General features: G+C 53.3%; 19 protein-coding genes. 5 read left to right on the top strand and 14 right to left on the bottom strand.

Features of this window, described 5'->3' with window-relative positions; genetic code table 11:
- Nucleotides 1–11: 11 nt before the first annotated feature.
- On the bottom strand, nucleotides 12–1,334 hold the full coding sequence (locus tag BM123_RS06330; RefSeq protein WP_090166429.1) for a M24 family metallopeptidase: 1,323 nt from the start codon (nucleotides 1,332–1,334) through the stop codon (nucleotides 12–14).
- Between the two features lie 164 nt (nucleotides 1,335–1,498).
- Here BM123_RS06330 and BM123_RS06325 point away from each other — a divergent pair, with 164 nt between their 5' ends.
- The 4 genes from BM123_RS06325 (at nucleotide 1,499) to BM123_RS06310 (ending at nucleotide 5,094) form a co-directional block, all read left to right on the top strand.
- Nucleotides 1,499–2,317 carry a hypothetical protein gene (locus tag BM123_RS06325; protein ID WP_090166427.1) on the top strand — a complete coding sequence of 273 codons (819 nt, stop codon included), beginning with the start codon at nucleotides 1,499–1,501 and terminating at the stop codon, nucleotides 2,315–2,317.
- A gap of 152 nt (nucleotides 2,318–2,469) precedes the next feature.
- Nucleotides 2,470–3,327: an acetyl-CoA carboxylase, carboxyltransferase subunit beta gene (accD, locus tag BM123_RS06320; protein ID WP_090166426.1), complete on the top strand. Its 858-nt coding sequence runs from the start codon at nucleotides 2,470–2,472 to the stop codon at nucleotides 3,325–3,327.
- Nucleotides 3,320–4,333, top strand: coding sequence for a hypothetical protein (locus tag BM123_RS06315; protein WP_090166424.1), 1,014 nt, complete (start codon nucleotides 3,320–3,322; stop codon nucleotides 4,331–4,333). The genes accD and BM123_RS06315 overlap by 8 nt, the downstream gene beginning before the upstream one ends.
- Before the next feature lie 104 nt (nucleotides 4,334–4,437).
- The gene (locus tag BM123_RS06310) at nucleotides 4,438–5,094 is read left to right on the top strand and encodes an FKBP-type peptidyl-prolyl cis-trans isomerase (protein WP_217642108.1); all 657 of its coding nucleotides are present in this window, start codon (nucleotides 4,438–4,440) and stop codon (nucleotides 5,092–5,094) included.
- Between the two features lie 244 nt (nucleotides 5,095–5,338).
- Here BM123_RS06310 and BM123_RS06305 read toward each other — a convergent pair whose 3' ends face one another.
- Nucleotides 5,339–5,527: a hypothetical protein gene (locus BM123_RS06305; RefSeq protein WP_139211785.1), complete on the bottom strand. Its 189-nt coding sequence runs from the start codon at nucleotides 5,525–5,527 to the stop codon at nucleotides 5,339–5,341.
- Between the two features lie 109 nt (nucleotides 5,528–5,636).
- Between BM123_RS06305 and BM123_RS06300 the strand changes: the two genes are divergently transcribed.
- Nucleotides 5,637–6,299 (top strand): YggS family pyridoxal phosphate-dependent enzyme, encoded by a 663-nt coding sequence (locus BM123_RS06300; RefSeq protein WP_090166420.1) that lies wholly within the window; start codon nucleotides 5,637–5,639, stop codon nucleotides 6,297–6,299.
- Here the strand turns inward: BM123_RS06300 and pncA are convergent, their stop codons facing one another.
- The 12 genes from pncA to BM123_RS06235 all read right to left on the bottom strand — a co-directional run bounded on the left by pncA (nucleotide 6,300) and on the right by BM123_RS06235 (nucleotide 19,424).
- The gene (gene pncA, locus BM123_RS06295; RefSeq protein WP_090166418.1) at nucleotides 6,300–6,935 is read right to left on the bottom strand and encodes a bifunctional nicotinamidase/pyrazinamidase; all 636 of its coding nucleotides are present in this window, start codon (nucleotides 6,933–6,935) and stop codon (nucleotides 6,300–6,302) included.
- Nucleotides 6,936–7,041: 106 nt separating this feature from the next.
- Nucleotides 7,042–7,326, bottom strand: a complete 285-nt coding sequence (locus BM123_RS06290; protein ID WP_090166416.1) for a TIGR03643 family protein — start codon at nucleotides 7,324–7,326, stop codon at nucleotides 7,042–7,044.
- Between the two features lie 102 nt (nucleotides 7,327–7,428).
- Entirely contained in the window at nucleotides 7,429–8,649 is a 1,221-nt protein-coding gene (locus tag BM123_RS06285; protein ID WP_090166415.1) for a redoxin domain-containing protein, read from the bottom strand.
- Nucleotides 8,650–8,745: 96 nt separating this feature from the next.
- A complete protein-coding gene (locus BM123_RS06280; RefSeq protein WP_090166413.1) occupies nucleotides 8,746–9,606 on the bottom strand; it encodes a homogentisate phytyltransferase in 861 nt (286 codons plus the stop codon).
- Nucleotides 9,603–10,457, bottom strand: a complete 855-nt coding sequence (locus tag BM123_RS06275) for a methyltransferase domain-containing protein (RefSeq protein WP_090166411.1) — start codon at nucleotides 10,455–10,457, stop codon at nucleotides 9,603–9,605. Before BM123_RS06275 ends, BM123_RS06280 begins: the two co-directional genes overlap by 4 nt.
- 55 nt (nucleotides 10,458–10,512) lie before the next feature.
- Entirely contained in the window at nucleotides 10,513–11,445 is a 933-nt protein-coding gene (locus tag BM123_RS06270; protein ID WP_090166409.1) for a methyltransferase domain-containing protein, read from the bottom strand.
- Nucleotides 11,446–11,771: 326 nt separating this feature from the next.
- Nucleotides 11,772–12,680: an OmpA/MotB family protein gene (locus tag BM123_RS06260; protein ID WP_090166405.1), complete on the bottom strand. Its 909-nt coding sequence runs from the start codon at nucleotides 12,678–12,680 to the stop codon at nucleotides 11,772–11,774.
- Nucleotides 12,681–12,891: 211 nt separating this feature from the next.
- The gene (locus BM123_RS06255) at nucleotides 12,892–13,833 is read right to left on the bottom strand and encodes a carbon-nitrogen hydrolase family protein (RefSeq protein WP_090166403.1); all 942 of its coding nucleotides are present in this window, start codon (nucleotides 13,831–13,833) and stop codon (nucleotides 12,892–12,894) included.
- A 57-nt stretch (nucleotides 13,834–13,890) separates the two neighbouring features.
- A complete protein-coding gene (locus BM123_RS06250; RefSeq protein WP_090166401.1) occupies nucleotides 13,891–14,880 on the bottom strand; it encodes a peptidyl-alpha-hydroxyglycine alpha-amidating lyase family protein in 990 nt (329 codons plus the stop codon).
- A 15-nt stretch (nucleotides 14,881–14,895) separates the two neighbouring features.
- Complete coding sequence (locus BM123_RS06245) at nucleotides 14,896–16,461, bottom strand: S8 family serine peptidase (protein WP_090166399.1); 1,566 nt, start codon at nucleotides 16,459–16,461, stop codon at nucleotides 14,896–14,898.
- A gap of 230 nt (nucleotides 16,462–16,691) precedes the next feature.
- Nucleotides 16,692–17,822 (bottom strand): cytochrome c biogenesis protein, encoded by a 1,131-nt coding sequence (locus BM123_RS06240; RefSeq protein WP_090166397.1) that lies wholly within the window; start codon nucleotides 17,820–17,822, stop codon nucleotides 16,692–16,694.
- Between the two features lie 66 nt (nucleotides 17,823–17,888).
- Nucleotides 17,889–19,424 (bottom strand): GH3 family domain-containing protein, encoded by a 1,536-nt coding sequence (locus tag BM123_RS06235; RefSeq protein WP_090166395.1) that lies wholly within the window; start codon nucleotides 19,422–19,424, stop codon nucleotides 17,889–17,891.
- Nucleotides 19,425–19,447: the final 23 nt, after the last annotated feature.

Raw genomic sequence — 19,447 nt, 5'->3', positions numbered from 1 at the left:
AGTCAAAATTACTATCGAATCAGGTAAAGTTCCGTCTGCCGACCATCAATATAGCGGAAGGTCTTTCCGTCCCAATAGCCATCTTCTTCCATCATCATGCGGATATCCTTACCCCAGGCATCAAGGTACACCTTTGTGTTCAGTTCGATGCTGTAGGCCGTATTGGGGTGCAGCGGATAGTCTCCGCGAACGGGCACCCCACCCTGCTGATCCCAAAGACCAACGGTTGGGCCGGCTCCGTGGCCGTGGTAGCCAATGGGGTGGGTGTAGATGGTTGGTCGCAGCCCTTTGGCTTTGCCTTTGGCCAGAGCGGCAGCCAACAGTTCATTACCCGTGCGGCCGTTTTTGTACTCAGCCGTCAGCACATCCATGGTTTCCATACCCTGACGAAAAGCATCGACGAGGAATGCCGGCGCTTCGTCCTCGCCGGGTTTTAGCACGTAAGCATTGTGCTGGGTGTCCGTATTCAGACCGCAGTAAGTGATGCCGAAGTCGCAGTGCAACAGGTCCCCGGGCTGAATAACGACGCTACCCGGCCGGCCGCTAAAGGCATAGAGTTCATCTTGTTCTTTACGCTGCACATCAACTGTCGGGTGGAACCAAACACCCAGGCCGAGCTTATTGGAACGCTCGCGCATGAACCAGACGACCTCATCGGTCGTCGTCACACCGGGCGTAATGACCTTATTACTAAAAGCCTCAGCGATGATGGCGTGGGCAACCGCCATCACCTGGCGATAAACGGTCATTTCCGAAGGCGTTCTGGTTTCCAGCCAGCCGATGGCCAGTTTGTCTCCGTTGACGATACGATCACGATAGCTTGTTGGCATGCTTTCCCGTAGTTTGTCGTAGTGGTAAGAGCTGATGCCGTCGGCAAGACCGAAGTCCGGGCTTCGGTTCACCGCAATTTTTTTCGGGTTACGGTCAGTGATAAGCTGACTCAGGGCGGCCCACTGATCGGGCTGGGCTTCGGGGTCCCATGCCTTTTTAAACACATCGCCCACAGCATAGCGGGCGCAGGCAAGGGTTTCAAGGGGCTGGCCGTTACCGGGGTCATAAATCAGCAGCATCGTCGTCCGGCGTGCGCCCATCCATTTACCGGGCAGCATGGTGTTCAGCACCGGATCTTCGTTGTATTCCCGACTGATGAGCAGCCACATATCTACTTCAGCCCGTTTCATGAGCATAGGAAGTACCGTCTGTGCCCGCTCGGTCAGCCAGGCATCATGCAGCTCCGTTTGCCGTTCAAGCGATAGCATAGCGGGATAATCCTGCGCTGATAACGGGAAAACCAGGCAGAGCAATAACAGATAGATCAAGTGATGTTTCCTCATAGGCCCCAAGGTAATGAGGCGCGGTCGCAGGTGCAAGGGAAGGTACCGGGTAGCAAAGTGTTTTTCCGCTAAATTTATTCTCTCGATTTTTGATTTAACCATCTCTACTCCCCTATCTTACCAATCAGACACGGCGTTACACAAACCCTATAAAATCCTTCCCCATGGTCTCTCAGGACTATTGGAAAACGCCCGTCTCCGATAATATTACCGTAGAACAGTTTCAAATCCAGCCGCTGGAGGTAGAGTACCCTTCAGAGGACGAGCTCACCGCGGATGAACTGCGCAGTCGCGAGTCAAAAATCGTCTGGGCAGGCATCATGGCCGTTTACCTCATTGTCGTATGGCATTACAGGCCGTCTGCCAGCCACACCATTGAAGTCTGGTGCATTGCCATCACACTGTTCCTGAGCACCGGGGTTTTCATCTCAGCAATCGCCACTATTCTGCTGAATCTGTACCACACCAGGAAGGTGCTCCAAAAGAAGTACGCCCTGAAGAAACGAAGTGCCTGGCGGGAGGCCGCCATCAGAACACGGTTTGCCACGGAAGCGCTCCATAAACTTCACAGACACAATGGCTACACTAAGGCCCGGGTTTTCCAACTGGAACGCTCAAGCAAACAGCTCAGGCAGGCATTTGACAGCAGGCGCTTCCTTTCCTTTGAACGGAAGTTCAGAGACCTGATCTCGGAGTACCGCAAAATAATTAACCGTTTGCTGAAATATCAGGAACTTGAACTGGAGTTTGAAGAGCTCATTAAGGATCGGGTCTCCTTCCCTGATGCCACCCAGCCACTTCCTGACCCTCCTGAATTTCCCTTGCTGGAGGTTTTGCAAATTCGGTCAGACTTTGATGAATTAATCGAAATGATTGATCAGGATGCCTCCTTTGCTACCATAATTGTGATCTTGAAATCAACGGATCGGCAATTGGACCCGGCAATTATTCTCAGAAAAATGAAGAAAAAGCATCGGGCCTGAAGCTACAGATTAGTGGCCGCATTCATTGCTGTTTTACAACTTTCTCCGGCACCTGCGTCCGCGCCGCTTTCTCATTTAGTCCCCCTTTCACCGACTCCCGTCACGCGTTTGCCCACATACTTACTTATCTTTGCGGCGCACAACTGATTCACATGGGATGGTTTAAACGCCTCACAAGCGGTATACAAACAACGACACGTAACAAAAAGGACACACCTGAAGGCCTTTGGTATAAGTGTAAACGTTGTGGAGAGACGGTAACCCGTAAAGATTTGCGGGAAAACCTCTACAAATGCCCCAACTGTAATTATCATGACCGGATTGGCTCCAACGAGTACTTCGAGTTGCTTTTCGACGGCAATTTTGAAGAATTTCAGGCGGACATGAAGGCCGTCGATATTCTTGAATTTAAAGACCTGAAGTCTTACGAAGACCGACTGGCCGCAGCCCACAAGAAAACGGGACTGACGGATGCTATCCGCGTTGCCCGCGGTAAAATTAACCGGCGGCCCATTGTTATTGCCTGTATGGATTTCAGCTTTATCGGCGGATCCATGGGTAGTGTGGTAGGGGAAAAGATCGCTGTTGCTATCGATGAGGCCCGCACCAGCCGGACGCCGCTGCTGATCATCTCCAAAACCGGCGGTGCCCGAATGATGGAGGCTGCTTTCAGCCTGATGCAAATGGCCAAAACAAGTGTGAAGCTTAGCCAGCTCGCCAAAGCTGGTGTGCCCTATTTCAGCCTGATGACCGACCCCACCACCGGAGGAGTTACGGCCAGCTACGCTATGCTGGGAGACATCAACCTCGCTGAGCCAGAAGCACTCATTGCTTTTGCCGGCCCGCGCGTCGTTAAAGAAACGATCAAAAAAGAACTGCCCCCTGGCTTCCAGACTTCGGAGTTTTTGCTGGATCACGGTTTCCTCGACTTCATCGTCGACCGCTCTGAGCTGAAAGAACGCCTCGGGGACTTACTCTACCTTTTCGAACCAGCTACTAAAAATGCCTAAACGCCTCGTTGGCATACTCGTCTGCATTCTGCTGGCCAATATCCTCAACTTCGCGCTGGGTCGTTGGTTAACGGAAAAGACTGCTGAATGGGCACCTACCGTTGCCGTTGCTGACGGCTCTACCCTGAATACCAGCCGGTATTTTCAGGAACGGGCCGATACAACGCTGGCGGGCTCACCAGACGCAGAGGCACTTCTCGACTTTTACAACTGGCTTGACCGTGGCGGATCAGAAGCTTACCTGACCTGGGAGGCTTCCCGCAGAGATTTGCGCGCTGCCTCTACGCCCTTTCTGGAGCGAGCCCTGACGGTAGCAGAAAGCAGTAATGCCGGCCGTTACCTTTCCCTACTGCTTCTGATCATTACCATACTCTTGCTCTGGGGTAAGGGGCTTCGGGAACAGTACATTCTTACGCCACTGCTTTATCTGGGCATTTGCGCGGGCACTACAGCCTTATTTGGCAGCCTGAGCTCCCCGATATTCACCGCCGTCATGGTGGGCTGGTTGGTCCTCTACTTCGGTGGGTTGCGGCTGTTTTTGCCCATCTGGCACGTGGAATGGTCCCGGCTCATGCGCCCATCCCTGACTCTCTGCATTTTTCTGCTGGCAACAATGTCTCTGCGCGGGCCGGAACTGGTCGATTTCTGGTTCTGGACCAGTCCGCTTTTCCGACTGGCACTGGTTCTGGTCTTTTTGCTCACCATTTTCTTTCACCTCAGCATTTTAATTAAGGTACTGGAGACGGCAAAAATGGACAGTCTGGCCCGATTGTTCGCGTTCGGGATGCCCCTGGGCGTAGCGACGCTTACGCTCGGAATTTTTCTGGGCTACTATGGCCCCGTTGGTGGTGCCGCCATGCAGCAGCTCAACTACGAACTGGTTACCCTGGCGCCACAAACCGTAGCAGGTTTTAATCCTGAAGCTCCCTTCGTCCTTGCTTTTGCCGGTATTATCCTACTGGTCTTCTCGGGTATCGGGTACTACGTGCAGCGGATTGCACGTTGAGTGCCTGCAGGTGGGCAAAGGCTTTTATGCCAGCGATGGGACTTGAATTTCAGGCTGGTATTAGCTCCTGTCCCCTTCTCCAATAATAATTAATCGTCCTTTAGATGAAACCGTTTTTCTTTGGCATTGTATTATGCCTTTCCATTGGCCAACTAGTGGCCCAAACTAACCCCATCAATATGGATTCTGTTTCTTACGCTCTGGGCGTAGTTCTTTCCCAAAATCTAAAATCTCAGGGCTTCGAAAAAGTTGACCCTGCTGCCTTATCCAAAGGCTTCGAAGAAGGCCTGGCCGGTACGGCCAGCATGGACCCCGCAGCCGCTAACGCTCAGATTCAGGCTTTCCTGAGATCAAAAGCTGAATTGGCGGGTGCTGAAGCCCGCAAGGAAGGCGAAGACTTCCTGGCCACCAACGCCAAGCGCGCTGAAGTGAAGGTTACCGACTCCGGCCTGCAGTACGAGGTACTGAAGGAAGGCGAAGGCGCCAGCCCAAGCGCTACCCAAACCGTTGAGGTTCACTACCACGGCACACTCATTGATGGCACCGTTTTCGATAGCTCCGTAGAGCGTGGTGAAACGATCGAGTTCCCCCTCAACCGGGTGATCCCAGGCTGGACGGAAGGCGTACAGCTTATGAAAGAAGGTGCAAAGTACCGCTTCTTCATCCCTTACAACCTCGCTTACGGCGAGCGTGGCTCTCAGCCAAAGATTCCGCCCTACGCAGCACTGATCTTTGACGTGGAGCTCTTCAAAGTGAAGTAATAGCCTCATCTGCAAACATAAACATGAGTCATCCCTAATTTTCGGATTAGATGACGGTGTTTCTGGCAAAAAATAGGATTTTTAGCGATCAGCGGACAGCATTCAGGCAAAACGGCTCTGAATGCTGTCCGCTGATCGCTTTTTTATACCGACCGAACCAGGTTCCATCCGAGAAAACACAGAAAAGGCTGCCCAAACTCCGGGATGAGCCATGTTTGATTTGCCCTCACCAGGGCAGGGATCGTTAAACACGAGCCACTGGCCCGTCAGCCACGACCTCCGTTTCCGGAGCATCCTTGAACAAGGCGGGCAGTTCATCGGTCAGGCCAGTAGCATAAGCAAAAGCTGCCAGCATCCCGATCGTAATGAGGGTGGTGAAAGCAAGCGCCTTGCGACGGCGGCGACGATCATTTTTTTCGGTACGGTAATTCATCTCTCGGTGTGGGTTGGTATTAAAAATCAAAGGTGATAACGAAACAACCCCTCAACATTGTGCATTAGTTGCCAAAGAAATCTTAAATCAACCTTACAAAAACGATAAAATGTCTGACCGCGAGGGAATCTATCAAGCCGTCATTAAAGAGACCAAAGCCGCCGGCGCTACCCTGGTCGCCGTTTCCAAACAGCGCTCTCAGGATCAAATCATGGAGCTATACAACTGGGGTCAGCGTGATTTCGGAGAAAACCGTGATGCAGAGTTGGTGGAGAAATATCACGCCCTGCCAAAAGATATTCGCTGGCATTTTATCGGCCATTTGCAACGTAATAAGGTGAAGAATATCGCTCCCTTCGTAACACTTATTCATGCCGTAGACAGTCTTCGGCTGCTGCGGGAGATTGACAAGCAGGCAAAAGCTTTTGACCGGACCATCCCTACCCTGCTTCAATTTCACATTGCCGAAGAAGAGAGTAAGTACGGACTGGACCTGCAAGGCGCCAAAGAACTCTTGCAAGCGGTCAAAAAAGAACCGCTTAGCCACGCCCGCATTGCGGGCGTGATGGGCATGGCCACTTACACAGACAACGATGAACAGATCGCCGGAGAGTTTGTATCCCTAAGCGATGCTTTTGGTTTACTTCAGCGGCAGGTCTTTTTTGATGACGAGCACTTCAAAGAAATCAGCATGGGAATGAGCGGAGATTATCCCATCGCGCTGGAACACGGGAGTACCCTGGTGCGGGTGGGGAGCTTGTTGTTTAATTAACTACAGGGCATCCACCAATTCGCCCGACAACTGAATCGAGGCTCCAGCCTCCTGCATATCACTAATGGCCCGATCCACATCACCCGGCTGGAGGTTAACTCCTCGGGTAGCATCCTTAATCAGTACGGTAGTAAAGCCTTCACTTAAAGCATCCAGTACGGTGAATTTTACGCAGAAGTCAGCCGCTACACCAAGCACGTGGACCTCGGTAATTCCCTTAGCTTTCAGCCACTCTGCCATCCCGGTACTTTTCCGGTGACCATTGTCGTAAAAACCGCTGTAGCTATCAATCTCGGGGTCCGTTCCCTTTTGGAAAACTTTGGTAATACGGTCGCTATCCAGTTCCGCCACAAACTCAGCCCCCCAGGTATTCTGTACACAATGAATGGGCCAGAGGACTTGCTGCAGACCATGTAGATCGATTACCTGGCCCGGCTTCCGCCAGGGGTGGTTAGCGGCAAAAGAACCATGGTTGCCCGGGTGCCAGTCCTGAGTAGCGACTACGGTTCGGTAGTGGGGCATTAGCGCATTCGCGATTGGAATAACAACATCTCCTTCGGCAACGGGGAGCATGCCCGCAGGCATGAAATCGACCTGAAGGTCTACAAGAATAAGGGCAACGTAAGCGGGATGCACGGCTACTTAGTTTGATTTAGAAGCGAAGATAGGGTTTTTCAGGTTGTAAGGTGCAGGTTGCAGGTTAACGGTTGCAAGGTACAAGGTGCAGGTTGCAGGGTTAGCCTCAATACCTCTTCTTGGATATTTTATTGTTAGTAATCTGCTTTTGTGCCTTGGATTTGAATCGGAGCACTCCGTCATCCCGAAGTTGCGCATGTTTGGTCTTTCTTCCCTGCACCCGCTTTCGCCAGCGCTTCCAGCTATTGAGTTTCAGCTCCCGTTTCATTAGCTTAATAACCTCTGCCTCGGGCAGCCCAAACTGGAATTCAATGGCGGAAAAAGGGGTTCGGTCCTCCCAGGCCATTTCAATAATACGATCGATGTCTTCCGGGGATAAATTGTCTTGCATAGCAGCGTAACGTAGAATCAGGTTACAAGTTGCAGGTTACAAGTTGCAAGTTGCGGGTTGCAGGTTGCGGGTTGGAAGGTTGCCCAGCCCTGGAACCTACAACTAAAAATACCGCCCAATCATTTCATGATCAACAATCGCCCGTTTCAGCTCCAGGAAATCTACTTCAGCTTGGTGGCGCCAGACGACTTCCCCACCGGGTGCCACCAGCAAAGTGTAAGGAATGGCGCCGTTCCAGTCCGGATCAATGGCTTCGATTAACTCATACACGTCTTCGCCGGAGAACTGATAGTTTTGAACGGGAGAATGCACCTTTTGCAAAAACTTCAGCGCTTTATCAGCCTGTGCTGGCTTGTCAGTCGTCAGGGAAATAAACTCAAAGTCCCGCCCTTCATACATTTGCTGAAGCACCATGAATTCGGGATATTCCTGCACGCAGGGCCCACACCAGGTGGCCCAAAGATTGATTAGGCGCAGCTTTTCTCCGGGGTTGGCCACCAGTTCTTTTACTCCCTGCACATCGATGGGACGGAGAGATACCGGGCGAGCGGCCCATTCCTGCGCTACCTGCTCTTTATACTCCGTCTTCCAGGCCCACTTTGTTGAACAGCCGAAAGTTTTGGTTTCCGGTTGCGCGACTTCACGACCGGCCAGCATATCATCCACTGCGGCACGCAGGTCTTCAGCGTTGGCCTGGCCCGGGCGCTCAATCTTGTCCATCCGGCCAACGTAGCGCAGTTTCCGGGCCTTGTCCAGCACAAAAGTATGGGGTGTGGCTACCGGCCCGTATTGCAGGGAAGCGGCATGGTCGTCTCCGTCGTAGAGATAATCGAAGTTGAATCCGGCATCCCGGTGGCGGATGATCATATCCGTGTAATCATCATTCAGGTCACTATAGCCGAGTTCATTATATAGTAGCCCCAGGGGGCTGTTCGGGGAGATAGCAACAACCCGCACACTTTTGCCCCTGTAATCCGAGGCAAAGTCCTTCAGACGTTGTTCGTAGGCCTGGGCCGTCGGGCAGTGATTTGCCGTAAAGACGAGCACAAGAATATCTTCCTGATAATCCGCCAGAGCGTGAAATTCACCGTCAGTTCCCATGAGTTTAAAGTCAGGGGCTTGTGCGCCAAGGGGCAGCGTCGGGACTTCCTGCTTAGGTATAGCCTGAGGGTTAGCTTTGAAATCGGATACCGCTTTAGTTTCTTCAGCAACGGCTTCTTCGGGCACCTTCGGCAAGCTCAGTGGCGCCGCGGTCGCGGGTGCAGGGTTTTGGTTGCAGGAAGCAAGGAGGGTGAATAACAGTAGTGGCAGTAAACGATGCATGAAAGCGTACAGATTGATTGCCCCTAAGATAAATTTTTCAACCGAAAGGCTTTTGCCATGACCTGAAAACGGATTGCCCCTTCTCTGTCAGGCTCATCACCCCCAAACCGCAAACACCAGATACACCCCAAAAAAAACGCCCCAGGTAGACTGGTAGAAGCGGGCAATTGACTGTTGATCATCCAGATCCAGTCGGGTTGTAAAGTAGCCGAAGAAAAGCAGCAACACTACCAGCCCTGCAGCTATCCATTGTTGTTCCACCCAAAAGGCGTAAATGGCTGCTGACAAGAGTGTCCCGCCAAGCAAGCCTGCGCCACGGGTGTAGACCCATTTACGGGTCCTTACCAGAGTCAGCGTTTGAATGCCATGCTCTTTGTCCCCTTCCGTATCGGGCAGGTCCTTGAACCAGGCGATGATGATGCCAAAAACAAAGATGACAAAAGTCAAAAGCCAGACCATCCCCGGCACCTGCGCTCCGGCGCCCAAAGCCGTCCTGAAGTGTAAATAAAGTAACAAATTGACGATCAGCCCCCGTACCACAATGATGCAAAAGGCTGCCCAGAAATGGTAGCGCTTCAGACGAATTGGCTCAGCACTGTAGATAGTGCCGAGGAAGAGGCTGGACAGCACCGTCAGGGGCAAATAAGGTGGATAAACCAGGCAACTTAGCACGGCCAATAAGCCACAGACGCCCACAATCCATTGGCCCGTCCGTGGGCTGTATGCCCCGCTTGCCAGCGGCAAATAAGGTTTATTGATCTTATCTATGTCTATGTCCGTCAGCTGATTAAGACCTGTGATATAAACATTCGCTGCAAGACAGGAAAACAAACTAAGGGCAAACATCATCCAATCATTCACCCCAACGTGTCTTGCCGCCATCAGATAGAGGGCCAGAAGCGACAGAGAGGTTCCGATAACGGTATGCGCCCGGGCAAAGCGAAGAAAGGTGATCATCGCATCGGTTTTGTAGCCCGCAGCACGCCGTAGCGAATAGCCCCCGTCCGGAAACCTTCCTTCATATATTTCATCGCCCAGGCACCTTTGATGGTGCTTTTGCCTGCTCTAATCAGACCAGGCCAATTGCGGGGATCAAGGCCGGAGCGAATGACCGCTCCCCAGAAGGGTTCAACAGCTTTAGACCAGTCCTCCGTCATCGTGTCTTTGAAGCCCACAACCCTGGCCGCCTCGGCCAGTACAGGAATACTCACCAAAGGCGGGAGGTGATAAAGATCACAGATGTTCTGCAGCACTCTTTGGTCTTCCCCGCTCAAAGCAGGTGGTTCTTCCCGATGGCACCAGGTAGCCATCAGTAGCTGGCCACCGGGGCGCAGCATTTTGAAAAAGAGTTTCATCAGCGCCTGCTTATCGGCCATATGCTCAGCGCTTTCCATTGACCAGATGATATCGAAGGGACCATCTTCATCAGGGTCCAGGCTGTAAACGTCCTGTGCGCGAATTTCCAGCCGGTCTCCTACCCCTGCCTCCAGGTTATAGCGTTGTCCGTTGGCGGCCTGCACCGGGCTTAACGTTACGCCCAATCCTTTAGCTTCGGGATACCGAAGGGCCAGATAACGGCTACTGCCACCTACCCCACAGCCGGAATCGAGGAATGATCTCACCTTTTCAGGCGCTTGCCCCCAGCTCAGCAGCTCTTCGATCATGTCTATTTGCGCCTGCTTGTGCTCAACTTCCAGCTGGCCGTCCGCACCGTAATAACCGTGGTGCATCTGTTCTCCCCAGGTATTCAGCCATAGCGGAGTGGAGGCATCGTAGAAATCCTTAATACGGGTGTTGAGGGTAGACATGATGGATGCAGGTTAAAAAAGCATGGTCGGCAAAGAAGTGATTAGTGGCAACTTATTACCACCTCCTGCGACTCAATCGGTTAACGATGAAAACTGCTGCTACCACGCCTACGGCGGCCAGAGCCACTTTCTGATGTTTGTTAAGTGGTTCAGGCTCAGCATCAATACCTCTCAGGGGGGCGGTTACGGAAGCGACCAATGCCATCGGAATGAAGATGAAACCGGCGGCAGATCCCGCCAGTACGCGTCCGGCTAACATCAGTCCACGCCCCAGGCTGACCCCTTCATCGCTTATGGCGACCAGGCTTTGCTCTTCGGCCACCGCTTCATAGTGGTTAGGGCTTTTGCCGGGTTTGGGCTTACGGCCAATGATGGCAATGCCGTAACGCTCGTTACGCTGCCAATGTGGGGCAACATAAGTGTAGTCAATACGGTCGAATCCTGCCGTCTCCATGTACCTGAAGTAATCTTCCTCCGGCGGAAAGAGCATCCAGGTGTTAGCCGCGAATTTGCTGATGGGATTGACCGGCTCCAACGGACCGATCATCAGGGCCCAGCCTCCAGGCCGAATCACCCGGTAGGCTTCGTTAAGACCGCGCTGTGGGTCAGGCCAGTATTCGATAGATCCCGCCGACACATAACGGTCAAAGCTGTCATCATCAAAGGGGAGATTCTCGGCATCACCCAACTGAAAGGTACAACCGGCCAGCTCCCGTTTTTCCCGGGCATGTGCCATCTGGTGCGGGCTCTGGTCAACGCAGGTAACATTATGAGAAGGCACGCGCCGGACAATCCCCTCGGTCGTAAAACCCGTTCCTGAGCCAACGTCAATTACGGTCAGCTCCTCGGCATCATCCCAGAAGCCAATATCCAGCGATTTCTCCCGCATACGCTCCGTCCAGAATAAAGGATTGACGAGCTTATCATAAAACATGGACAAGTAACGGTAAAACCAGTAGGCTTCCCGTTTATGTTGCATCAGGCGCATATTCAGCTACTATTTAGGAAGAGGCAAGGTAGGAACTGTTGCCAGGACTTTATGATCTTTAATTGGATTTATCGAAGGAAAGACCTGCAGGGCAATCGCAAACTCGGAAAAGAGCAAACGCTCGAAGGTCCTTCCAGGACGCTTCGAGGTTTGCCTGCCATTATCCATTGGACCCTGAAGCGTCCCGCAGTATTGCGGGACCTTCAAGCATCCAAGAGGGAGTTTGCGATTGCACTGGAAAGACCTGCCGTGCAAGCAGGCAAACCTGAAAGCGGGCACTATCTTTCCAGATAGCGCCCGCTTTCAATACCCGAAGGGGTCTTGGCTTACTCCGGAATCTTGGCGGGGTCCAGCAAATCGTAAAACTCATTCAGCTTTGGCAAGAGGATGATACGGGTGCGACGGTTTGTAGACCGGCCTTCGGCCGTATCGTTAGAAGCCAGTGCATTGTATTCTCCACGACCGGCGGCAACCAGACGGTTAGGATCAATACCGTAATCTCTCTGTAAGGCCTTCACAACAGAAGTGGAACGTAGTACGCTCAGGTCCCAGTTGTCTTTGATACAGTTGGTACTGATGCTTACATTATCCGTGTATCCTTCCACCATCAGCTCCAGGTTCGGGCGGCTCTTAGCGATAGCAGCAATTTTGGCTAACACTTCTCCGGCACGATCGGTGATCTCGTAGCTACCACTCTTGTAGAGCATTTTGTCGGAGAGATTGATGTAGACGACTGTCTTGTCAACCTTGATGTCCACGTCCTGATCATCGATGCCATCCCGCAGTACCTTTTTCAGGTTAACGGCCAGCGCAAGGTTAATGGAGTCTGCTTTTGACTTAGCATTCTGCAACAGGCGGATGTACTTGTCTTTACCTTCCAGCTGCTTGAGCGTGTTGCCAATGTTGGCGTTAGCTCCCTGGCTCAGAACGGTGAGGTCGCCCACCTGCTCGACGCTACGGTCGCGCTGTTGTTTAAGGTCTGTGATTTGCTCTTCGCGGATTTTAACCTGGGTCTCAGCGTTCTGCACCTGGCCCTGCAGCTGCGTTTCGCGGCGTTCACAGTCGGCAAGTCGCTCTGCGTAGCGGTTCAATTCCTGATCGCGCTTACTCAGGTCGTCACGAAGTTTAGCTTCACGGGTGTCGATACTGGCTTGCAGTTCATCATATTTTTTCTGGCTTACACATGAGGTAAGGCTGACCATAAGGGCCAGGCTGAGGATAAGCAGTTTTTGCATTACTAAAAGGATGATTGTTGGTTAATGAGTAACTCTCGTTTCGTAAGGTACGCTTACGCTCGGTAAAACGGAGGTCAAACGGGTATGTTCGATGGGATATTGTAGTTTTTTCCGGAGAAAACAGGCAATCGGGGCGAGCGGCCGTGGTCACTTCGCCTGCCGAATGTGCTGGTGCAAGGGAAATGCACAGGGCCAGGGCATTGGCAACAAATTAATCCTTCACCTTGATGGTTGACTGTCGCTGACGATTCACTTCCAGCCGGGTAACGTCAGGGCGGGAATAATGCCCCGAAGGATCAAAATTCTGTCGCTCGCGCAACACCTCCCTAGGGTCAAGTTCCGCAAAAAGCAAGGCCTCCTCCCCTACCACCGGTTCAACAATCCAGCTACCATCCGGAGCCGCTAAGCAGGAGCCGCCGTTGGCCGGCATGTCGGGCATACCTTTCAGGATCAGTTCCCGGTGTGGCAGGTAGTCCGGAACGTCTGCTTTGCGCATAAGACCGCTTACGGAGACGCAGTAACTGCGCCCTTCGCGCGCCAGAAAGCGCGTCAGCACTTCTGTGTTACGAGCGTTCCCGGGCCAGATGGCCACGTGCAGGGTTTCTCCCATGCCGTAGAGAGCTGCCCGGGGCAGCGGCATCCAGTTTTCCCAGCAGTTAAGTCCACCCAATTGAAAACCACCGATCGGGAAGACCCGCAGGCCGTGCCCGTCTCCCGGGCTCCAGACAAGTCGCTCCTCATAGGTGGGCTGTAGTTTTCGGTGGACATTTTTAATCTCGCCCGATTGATCGATATAAATCAAAGAGCAATAGACGGAGGTGCCGCTGCGATCCAGCGGCCGTTCTACCGTTCCTACCACAACCGCGATGCCCAACTCCCGGCAGCGGGAGCACAGAGGGTCCAGGTGTCCCTCTTCAAGGCATACCGCTTCCGTAGCGTAATGCGCGAACAGGTCTTTTTGTACCGGGTCATTGAAGCGGGCACCGCCCGTTCCGTCTGGCCAAAAGGGGTAGCCCGGCAGGATCGTCTCTCCGAATACCACCAGTCCGGCCCCTTCCATGGCTGCCCTTTCAACGTAATCAATGATTTTAGCCAGGGTCTTCGCCCGGTCTAACCAGATGGGCGCTATTTGGGCGATGGCAAGTTTTAGCATGTATGTATTCTCTTTTTAAGCCGCAGGCTTTCGGAGCAAAGCTCCTCAACCAAAAAGTTATTTCAAAACCCACTTCTCCACCCGCTTACCAATCAGGTCTACGAGGTAAATGTTGCCTTCTGCATCTCGCGTCAGGTCATGGTATTGGCAGGCAGCACGGTCTCCGTCATGGCTGTGCCCGATGAAGGCATCCGACGGAAGGCTGTCCGATAAACCCATCAAAAAAACATCTGACCCAAGAATGGTGGTGTCCTGCTTTTGAAAATCCGTGGCTAAAAGCTCCTCCTTTCTTTCATCAACGATGCAAGCGTATACTGCTCCTCCGGTCGGGATCGTATCCAAAAAGTTCCCCTGTGTATCAAAGGTTTGAATACGATGATTTTCCCGGTCAGTTACGTACAAAACACCCTCTTTACTGATGTCGATAGAGTGAGGGTTAACGAACTCTCCGGGCGCTTCTCCTTTTTTACCCCAATCCAGGAGAAAGTCTCCGTTGGCAGAAAACTTTACAATCCGGCGATTGCCGTAGCCATCGGTTACAAAGATGTCTCCCTCCGGAGAAACGGCTACATCAGTAGGTTGGTCAAAGTGAGTGTTGTCCAGCCCCGCTTCCCCGGCGGTGCCGAGGCTGAGCAAGAGCTGCCCTTCAGCGGAGTACTTAAACACCTGATGGCGCTTAATATCGGTCAGCCAGACGTTTCCCGCCCAGTCTACGTGCATGCCATGTGAATGAATGAACGAATCCTCTCCCCAGCTATTGATGATTTCTCCGGAATCCGGATCAATGAAAACAACAACCTCATCCGCGACGTGTGGATTGGGCGTTCCCTTTCCCCGGTGAAAGACCGCCACGCTGCCATCGGGCATTAGGCCTACACCAACGGGTTGCCCGATGGTGGCCGCCGTAGAGTCCGACGGCCAACTACTTGACAGAACGTATTCAGGCAGTGGCCCGGGGGCAGGCTCCCCTTGCTCTTGTACGGATTCGTTGCATCCTGCGGCCGCGCCCAAAATGGTCACCAGGAGAAGAAATATAAATGTTCTCATGCCGCAAAATAGGAATTACCTAACGACAATCACACTCCGGGCTACCCGGTCTCGTTCCGTGACCAATATCGAATACCATCCAGAGGCGAGTCCGGCGACATTAAGGCGAAGGGTCACCGTAGCCCCACCAACCCGAATGGCTGACTGCTGCCTCACCAGGCGCCCCATGGAATCAAACAGATCAATACGGCCACTCTCACTGAAGACGATCGCATTCGTCTCTAAAAGAGCTTCCTCAGCGGCCGGATTAGGCCTTACCGCCGTGATGGCAAAGTCTACCGCCTCCCCCAGATTACAGCTTTCGGCCAGCATCCGCTGAGCTTCTGCTACGTCAAGCGAACCGCCCGTCGCCGTACGAAAGGTCAGGGAAGTATTGGGAACGGTGCTGCTCAAAATAGCATCCCGAACCAATAGTGCCGCACTGGCGGGGTCATTTCTGGCCCGATCGAGTAAGGACGGACAGGGCGTACTGTACAGCAGCGCAATGGCGCCCGTCACGTAAGGAGCGGCGGCGCTCGTGCTACCGAAGGGGCCATACCGGCCTCTGGTCAGGGTAGAATAACTTTCTTCACCCGGCGCGCCCAAATCAATATTTTCCTTACCAAATCCGGAGGAACGATAAAGACGATCATCGGTACCCACATTAGCGACCCCGATCAGGAAATCCGTAGGGCAATCCGTGGGCATATCGCCGAACATATCCACGTCCCAGTTTTGGTTGGCCGTAGCCGCAGCCGTCAAAACGCCCGCTCGGCCCAGTTCTTCATACAGCCCACCCCAGACGGCGAAGTCCTCGCAGGTACCGCCTTCCACCCCGAAACTGGCGTTGGTAGCTACAATGAAAGCCCCCTCGCGGCCGTCGGTGGAGTTATAGAGTTGGCGTTGTGCCAGAATGTACCCGTAAGACTCCACAATGTTGGAAATCGTGCTGATGCTCAGGACCATCATTTTGATGTCCCAGTTCGTACCACTCACTCCCCGGTTGTTGTTTCCTTTGGCGCCCAGCAGACCGATCACCTGCGTGCCATGTGTGTTCAAAGGATAGACGTTACTGTCGTCAATCATATTCCAACCATGAATGTCGTCTACGTAACCATTTCCATCGTTGTCGCGAAAATCTCCCGGAATTTCTTCGGGGTTAACCCAAAGGTTTTCTTCCAGATCGGGGTGTTCCACATCGAAACCAGCGTCGAGGATGGCGACCACAATATCCGTCCCTTCGGAGGTTTTTCCGCCGGAGGTCAGGTCCCAGGCCCGGTCAAAACCCGCCCGGATCAGATTACCCTGCTCACTACCGTAAAAATCATCATTAGGGTCTGTACGAAAGTCAACCTTCCGGTCAATTTCCAGGGCGCGGACGCAGGTGCAAGGGGATAGTTCTTTGACGGCAAGGTGAAGGGCATCCTCGCTGGCAAAGTCAATTTGCTCGATGTGGAGGCTCGGAACCAGGAGCCGGCGGGATTCCTCCCCAACAACCTTCCGCTCCAAGTCTTTACCCTCCTCCCACTGAACGATGAGGGACTGGGCATTGAGACTGCTCAATGTTACCAAAAGGACTAGTAAGAAGTAAAATGCCTTCATGGGAGGCTAAGATACTACGGGTGGGGATTTTGCTTGGTCGGGCGGGTGACGGAAAGGAGGGAACAGCTTGCCCTACAGCATTGGTGGAGACGCTATGCGTCGATCGCGAACGGGGCCGCCGGCTCCCGGAGCGTGTATCTGCGGCAGTCATTTTCGCAGGAATTCGTTACACGGTCAAAGTCGCTTCGCTCCCTTGCCCGGCTCGACGCATAGTGTCTCCACCAAGGCCCCTACTCTACCCCTTCCCTCAATACCCGAATCCGATAGCTCACCGCTGCCATCCAGAAACCGAACAGCGTCCAGCCGATGATGATGGGATAGAAGACGGTGCGCATAGTATTATCCATGTCTTCGCCGCCGAAGGCGGGGTTGCCGGCCGCGCCCGGGTGCAGGGAGTTACCAGAAAGCCGGGGCAGGATATAAATCAGGGGAATAAGGCAGACGAAGGCGAAGATATTGTAGGCCGCGCCCAGGCGGGCGCGTTGCTCCGGGTCAGGGAAGCTGGCGCGCAGCACAAAGTAGCCAGCGTAGATGAGCAGGGCGATGAGGGTGGTAAACTGCTTGATGTCCCAACTCCAGTAACTCCCCCAGGTGTACTTGGCCCACATGGCTCCGGTAACGAGACCAAGGATGCCGTAGAGCATACCTACGCTGGTGAAGGCCACGGACCAGTAGTCGGCCTTATCGCGCAGGGAAACAACACCGGGCAGTTCGTCACTCGCTTTGCCCGAGCGGCGGAGGTATTTCACCGCGTAGACGCAGCCAGCGATGAAGACGAACATCATCGCAAACCAGAGGCTTACGTGGAAGTAGGTGTTGCGGATCGTCTCCGCCAGATGACCGCGGAAAGGGAAGGTCATGTGTGGCGTGGCGGAGAGCTGCCCTTTCTGGATGGCGGTAGCCCGCCAGGGAGCTTCGGCGAGTGCTTTACTGGCGGCAGGATTCTTTTGGCGGACACTGAAGCCGACGGGATCGACGAAAGCGCCGTCCGTTTCGTTATTTACGATGATGGAGAGCGTCTGCTTTTCGGCCTCCGGGTCTGGCAAAAAACCGGGCAGATCAAAAGTCAGGGAGGCACGGCGATCATCGATGACCTTCACCTCGCTGGCAGCGAGGCTGAGTCCCTCCCCTGCTCTCAGCCAGGCTTGCATAGCACCTGCGGCTGGCGCCGCCTTGTCTCCCAAAAAGTTGGTGTTATAACCCACGACTTCCACCGTTACCCGCTGGCCGAGTTCTCCCGTTCGGGGGCTGACCGAAATCAGGTTGGGCTTGAGCGGTACGAGCATACCGACCACAATCGCGTATACGACAAGGACAACGGAGAGTAGTTTCCACCAGGATTGACGCATGAATTTTTCCATACCACAAAGGTAAATCAGGGAGGATGACTTTACCGTCGTTTGCGGGTCAGGTTTGTACCGTCGGCATTAGTCAACGTAACCCATCGACTGAAGTCGACGGTACACATCCTCCAAAATATTCCGGTGGTTCGCCAGACGGGGAACCTTATGTTGCCCACCTTGTTTCCCCCTGCTCTTTAGCCAGTCGCGGAAAAAACCGGGCGGGGCAACCGTCAGTTCATGCCGGCTGATGGCAAAGTTGTTACTTCGTTTTGCGGCGTAGTTATAGTTGGCATCGATGAGTGCCTGGTCGAGCAGCTGGTTAAACTGCTCCAGGTCTGCGGGAGTTTGCTCAAACTCCACCACCCAGTGGTGGCGCCCGGGTTTATCCACCCCGATATAGACCGGGCCGATGGTAAAGTCCCGTACGCTCGCCCCGGTTGCCGCACAGGCTTCCATCAGCGCCCCTTCGGCTTCTGAACGCAGGAGATCCTCCCCGAAGGCATTAATGAACTCCTGTGTGCGCCCAAGGATTTTAATCCGGTAAGGGTTTGTCTCCGTAAATTCGATCAGGTCACCCATCGGGTAGCGATATAAACCGGCTACCGTAGTGATGATCATCACGTAAACTTCTCCCGTCCTGACCCCATCAATGGACACTGTATACCGGCTGCCCCGCTGGTAGTCTTCCCATTTTACGAATTCGTAGTAGACGCCTGCATTGAGCAGTAGCAGCATCGTCCTCAGGTCATCCCGGTCCTGAACGCCGAAGAAGCCTTCCGTCGCGTTGTAAATTTCCTGAAAGATGAAGTCCTCAGCAGGAAAGAGCTTTTCAAATTCTGTCCGGTAGGGAGCGAAGTTTACGCCGCCATGTTTGAATACCCTGGCCTCCGGCCAGACGTCCAGCATATTCTCTCCGCCGTGGATTTCAAGTATTCTGCGGTAGAGCGGCAGATTCCAGGTAGGCACACCTCCCAGCACCGTGATGCCCGGCTCTTCGGCCGCCAGGTGCGCAATTTTCTCGATCTTCTCTTCATAATTAACCGCCGTAGCCAGCTCCACATCCGGGATGTAGAAAGGGCGCATAATTCGTGGAATGGAATTGATGATAAGTGCACTGATGTCTCCCTGAGGAAGATTAAGACTTGGGTGTAAGCCTTTGAGTGCGCCGCCGATCAGTAAATTCCTGGAACCGAAAACCTGTAACTCTTCGTCTTTTTCGTACAGGCAGGCGAGGCTCATCCAACTCCCCTTCAGGTGGATGTCCCTGATGGAAGTATGGGCAACCGGTAAATACTTTGTAGCCCCCGTCGTTCCGCTGGTAGTCGATACCCAATCCGGGGCGTCGTGTACCAACACCCTACTCTCTCCGGACAATATTCGTTGCAGATAAGGCAGGTGTTCTTCGTAGGTCCTTACGGGGATTTCCGCCGAGAAGCGTCTGCGGTCCTTGATGATGGCATGAAAATCGTGTTCCCTGCCAAATGCTGTATTTCGGTTAGTTCGCAGGATGTGGTCCAGCACTTCCGCCTGCAGAGCTAAAGGGTCTTCGTAATGCATAGCAAGCTCCTTACGGTATCGACCGAGGTAAGTACGGAATAATGCATTGACGACTTTGAACATTTGTGGGCTGTAGATAGAGACGC

Origin of the sequence: Neolewinella agarilytica, from assembly GCF_900110645.1 — a bacterium.
In the GTDB taxonomy this organism is placed as follows: Bacteria; Bacteroidota; Bacteroidia; order Chitinophagales; family Saprospiraceae; genus Neolewinella; species Neolewinella agarilytica.
Note: the sequence above shows the minus strand (reverse complement) of the source record. Positions and strands in the feature narration are given on the sequence as shown.

Coding starts and splice junctions, on each gene's coding strand:
- BM123_RS06330 (WP_090166429.1), bottom strand. CDS start 1,334: ATGAGGAAACATCACTTGATCTATCTGTTATTGCTCTGCCTGGTTTTC.
- BM123_RS06325 (WP_090166427.1), top strand. CDS start 1,499: ATGGTCTCTCAGGACTATTGGAAAACGCCCGTCTCCGATAATATTACC.
- accD (WP_090166426.1), top strand. CDS start 2,470: ATGGGATGGTTTAAACGCCTCACAAGCGGTATACAAACAACGACACGT.
- BM123_RS06315 (WP_090166424.1), top strand. CDS start 3,320: ATGCCTAAACGCCTCGTTGGCATACTCGTCTGCATTCTGCTGGCCAAT.
- BM123_RS06310 (WP_217642108.1), top strand. CDS start 4,438: ATGAAACCGTTTTTCTTTGGCATTGTATTATGCCTTTCCATTGGCCAA.
- BM123_RS06305 (WP_139211785.1), bottom strand. CDS start 5,527: ATGAATTACCGTACCGAAAAAAATGATCGTCGCCGCCGTCGCAAGGCG.
- BM123_RS06300 (WP_090166420.1), top strand. CDS start 5,637: ATGTCTGACCGCGAGGGAATCTATCAAGCCGTCATTAAAGAGACCAAA.
- BM123_RS06290 (WP_090166416.1), bottom strand. CDS start 7,326: ATGCAAGACAATTTATCCCCGGAAGACATCGATCGTATTATTGAAATG.
- BM123_RS06285 (WP_090166415.1), bottom strand. CDS start 8,649: ATGCATCGTTTACTGCCACTACTGTTATTCACCCTCCTTGCTTCCTGC.
- BM123_RS06280 (WP_090166413.1), bottom strand. CDS start 9,606: ATGATCACCTTTCTTCGCTTTGCCCGGGCGCATACCGTTATCGGAACC.
- BM123_RS06275 (WP_090166411.1), bottom strand. CDS start 10,457: ATGTCTACCCTCAACACCCGTATTAAGGATTTCTACGATGCCTCCACT.
- BM123_RS06270 (WP_090166409.1), bottom strand. CDS start 11,445: ATGCGCCTGATGCAACATAAACGGGAAGCCTACTGGTTTTACCGTTAC.
- BM123_RS06260 (WP_090166405.1), bottom strand. CDS start 12,680: ATGCAAAAACTGCTTATCCTCAGCCTGGCCCTTATGGTCAGCCTTACC.
- BM123_RS06255 (WP_090166403.1), bottom strand. CDS start 13,833: ATGCTAAAACTTGCCATCGCCCAAATAGCGCCCATCTGGTTAGACCGG.
- BM123_RS06250 (WP_090166401.1), bottom strand. CDS start 14,880: ATGAGAACATTTATATTTCTTCTCCTGGTGACCATTTTGGGCGCGGCC.
- BM123_RS06245 (WP_090166399.1), bottom strand. CDS start 16,461: ATGAAGGCATTTTACTTCTTACTAGTCCTTTTGGTAACATTGAGCAGT.
- BM123_RS06240 (WP_090166397.1), bottom strand. CDS start 17,822: ATGGAAAAATTCATGCGTCAATCCTGGTGGAAACTACTCTCCGTTGTC.
- BM123_RS06235 (WP_090166395.1), bottom strand. CDS start 19,424: ATGTTCAAAGTCGTCAATGCATTATTCCGTACTTACCTCGGTCGATAC.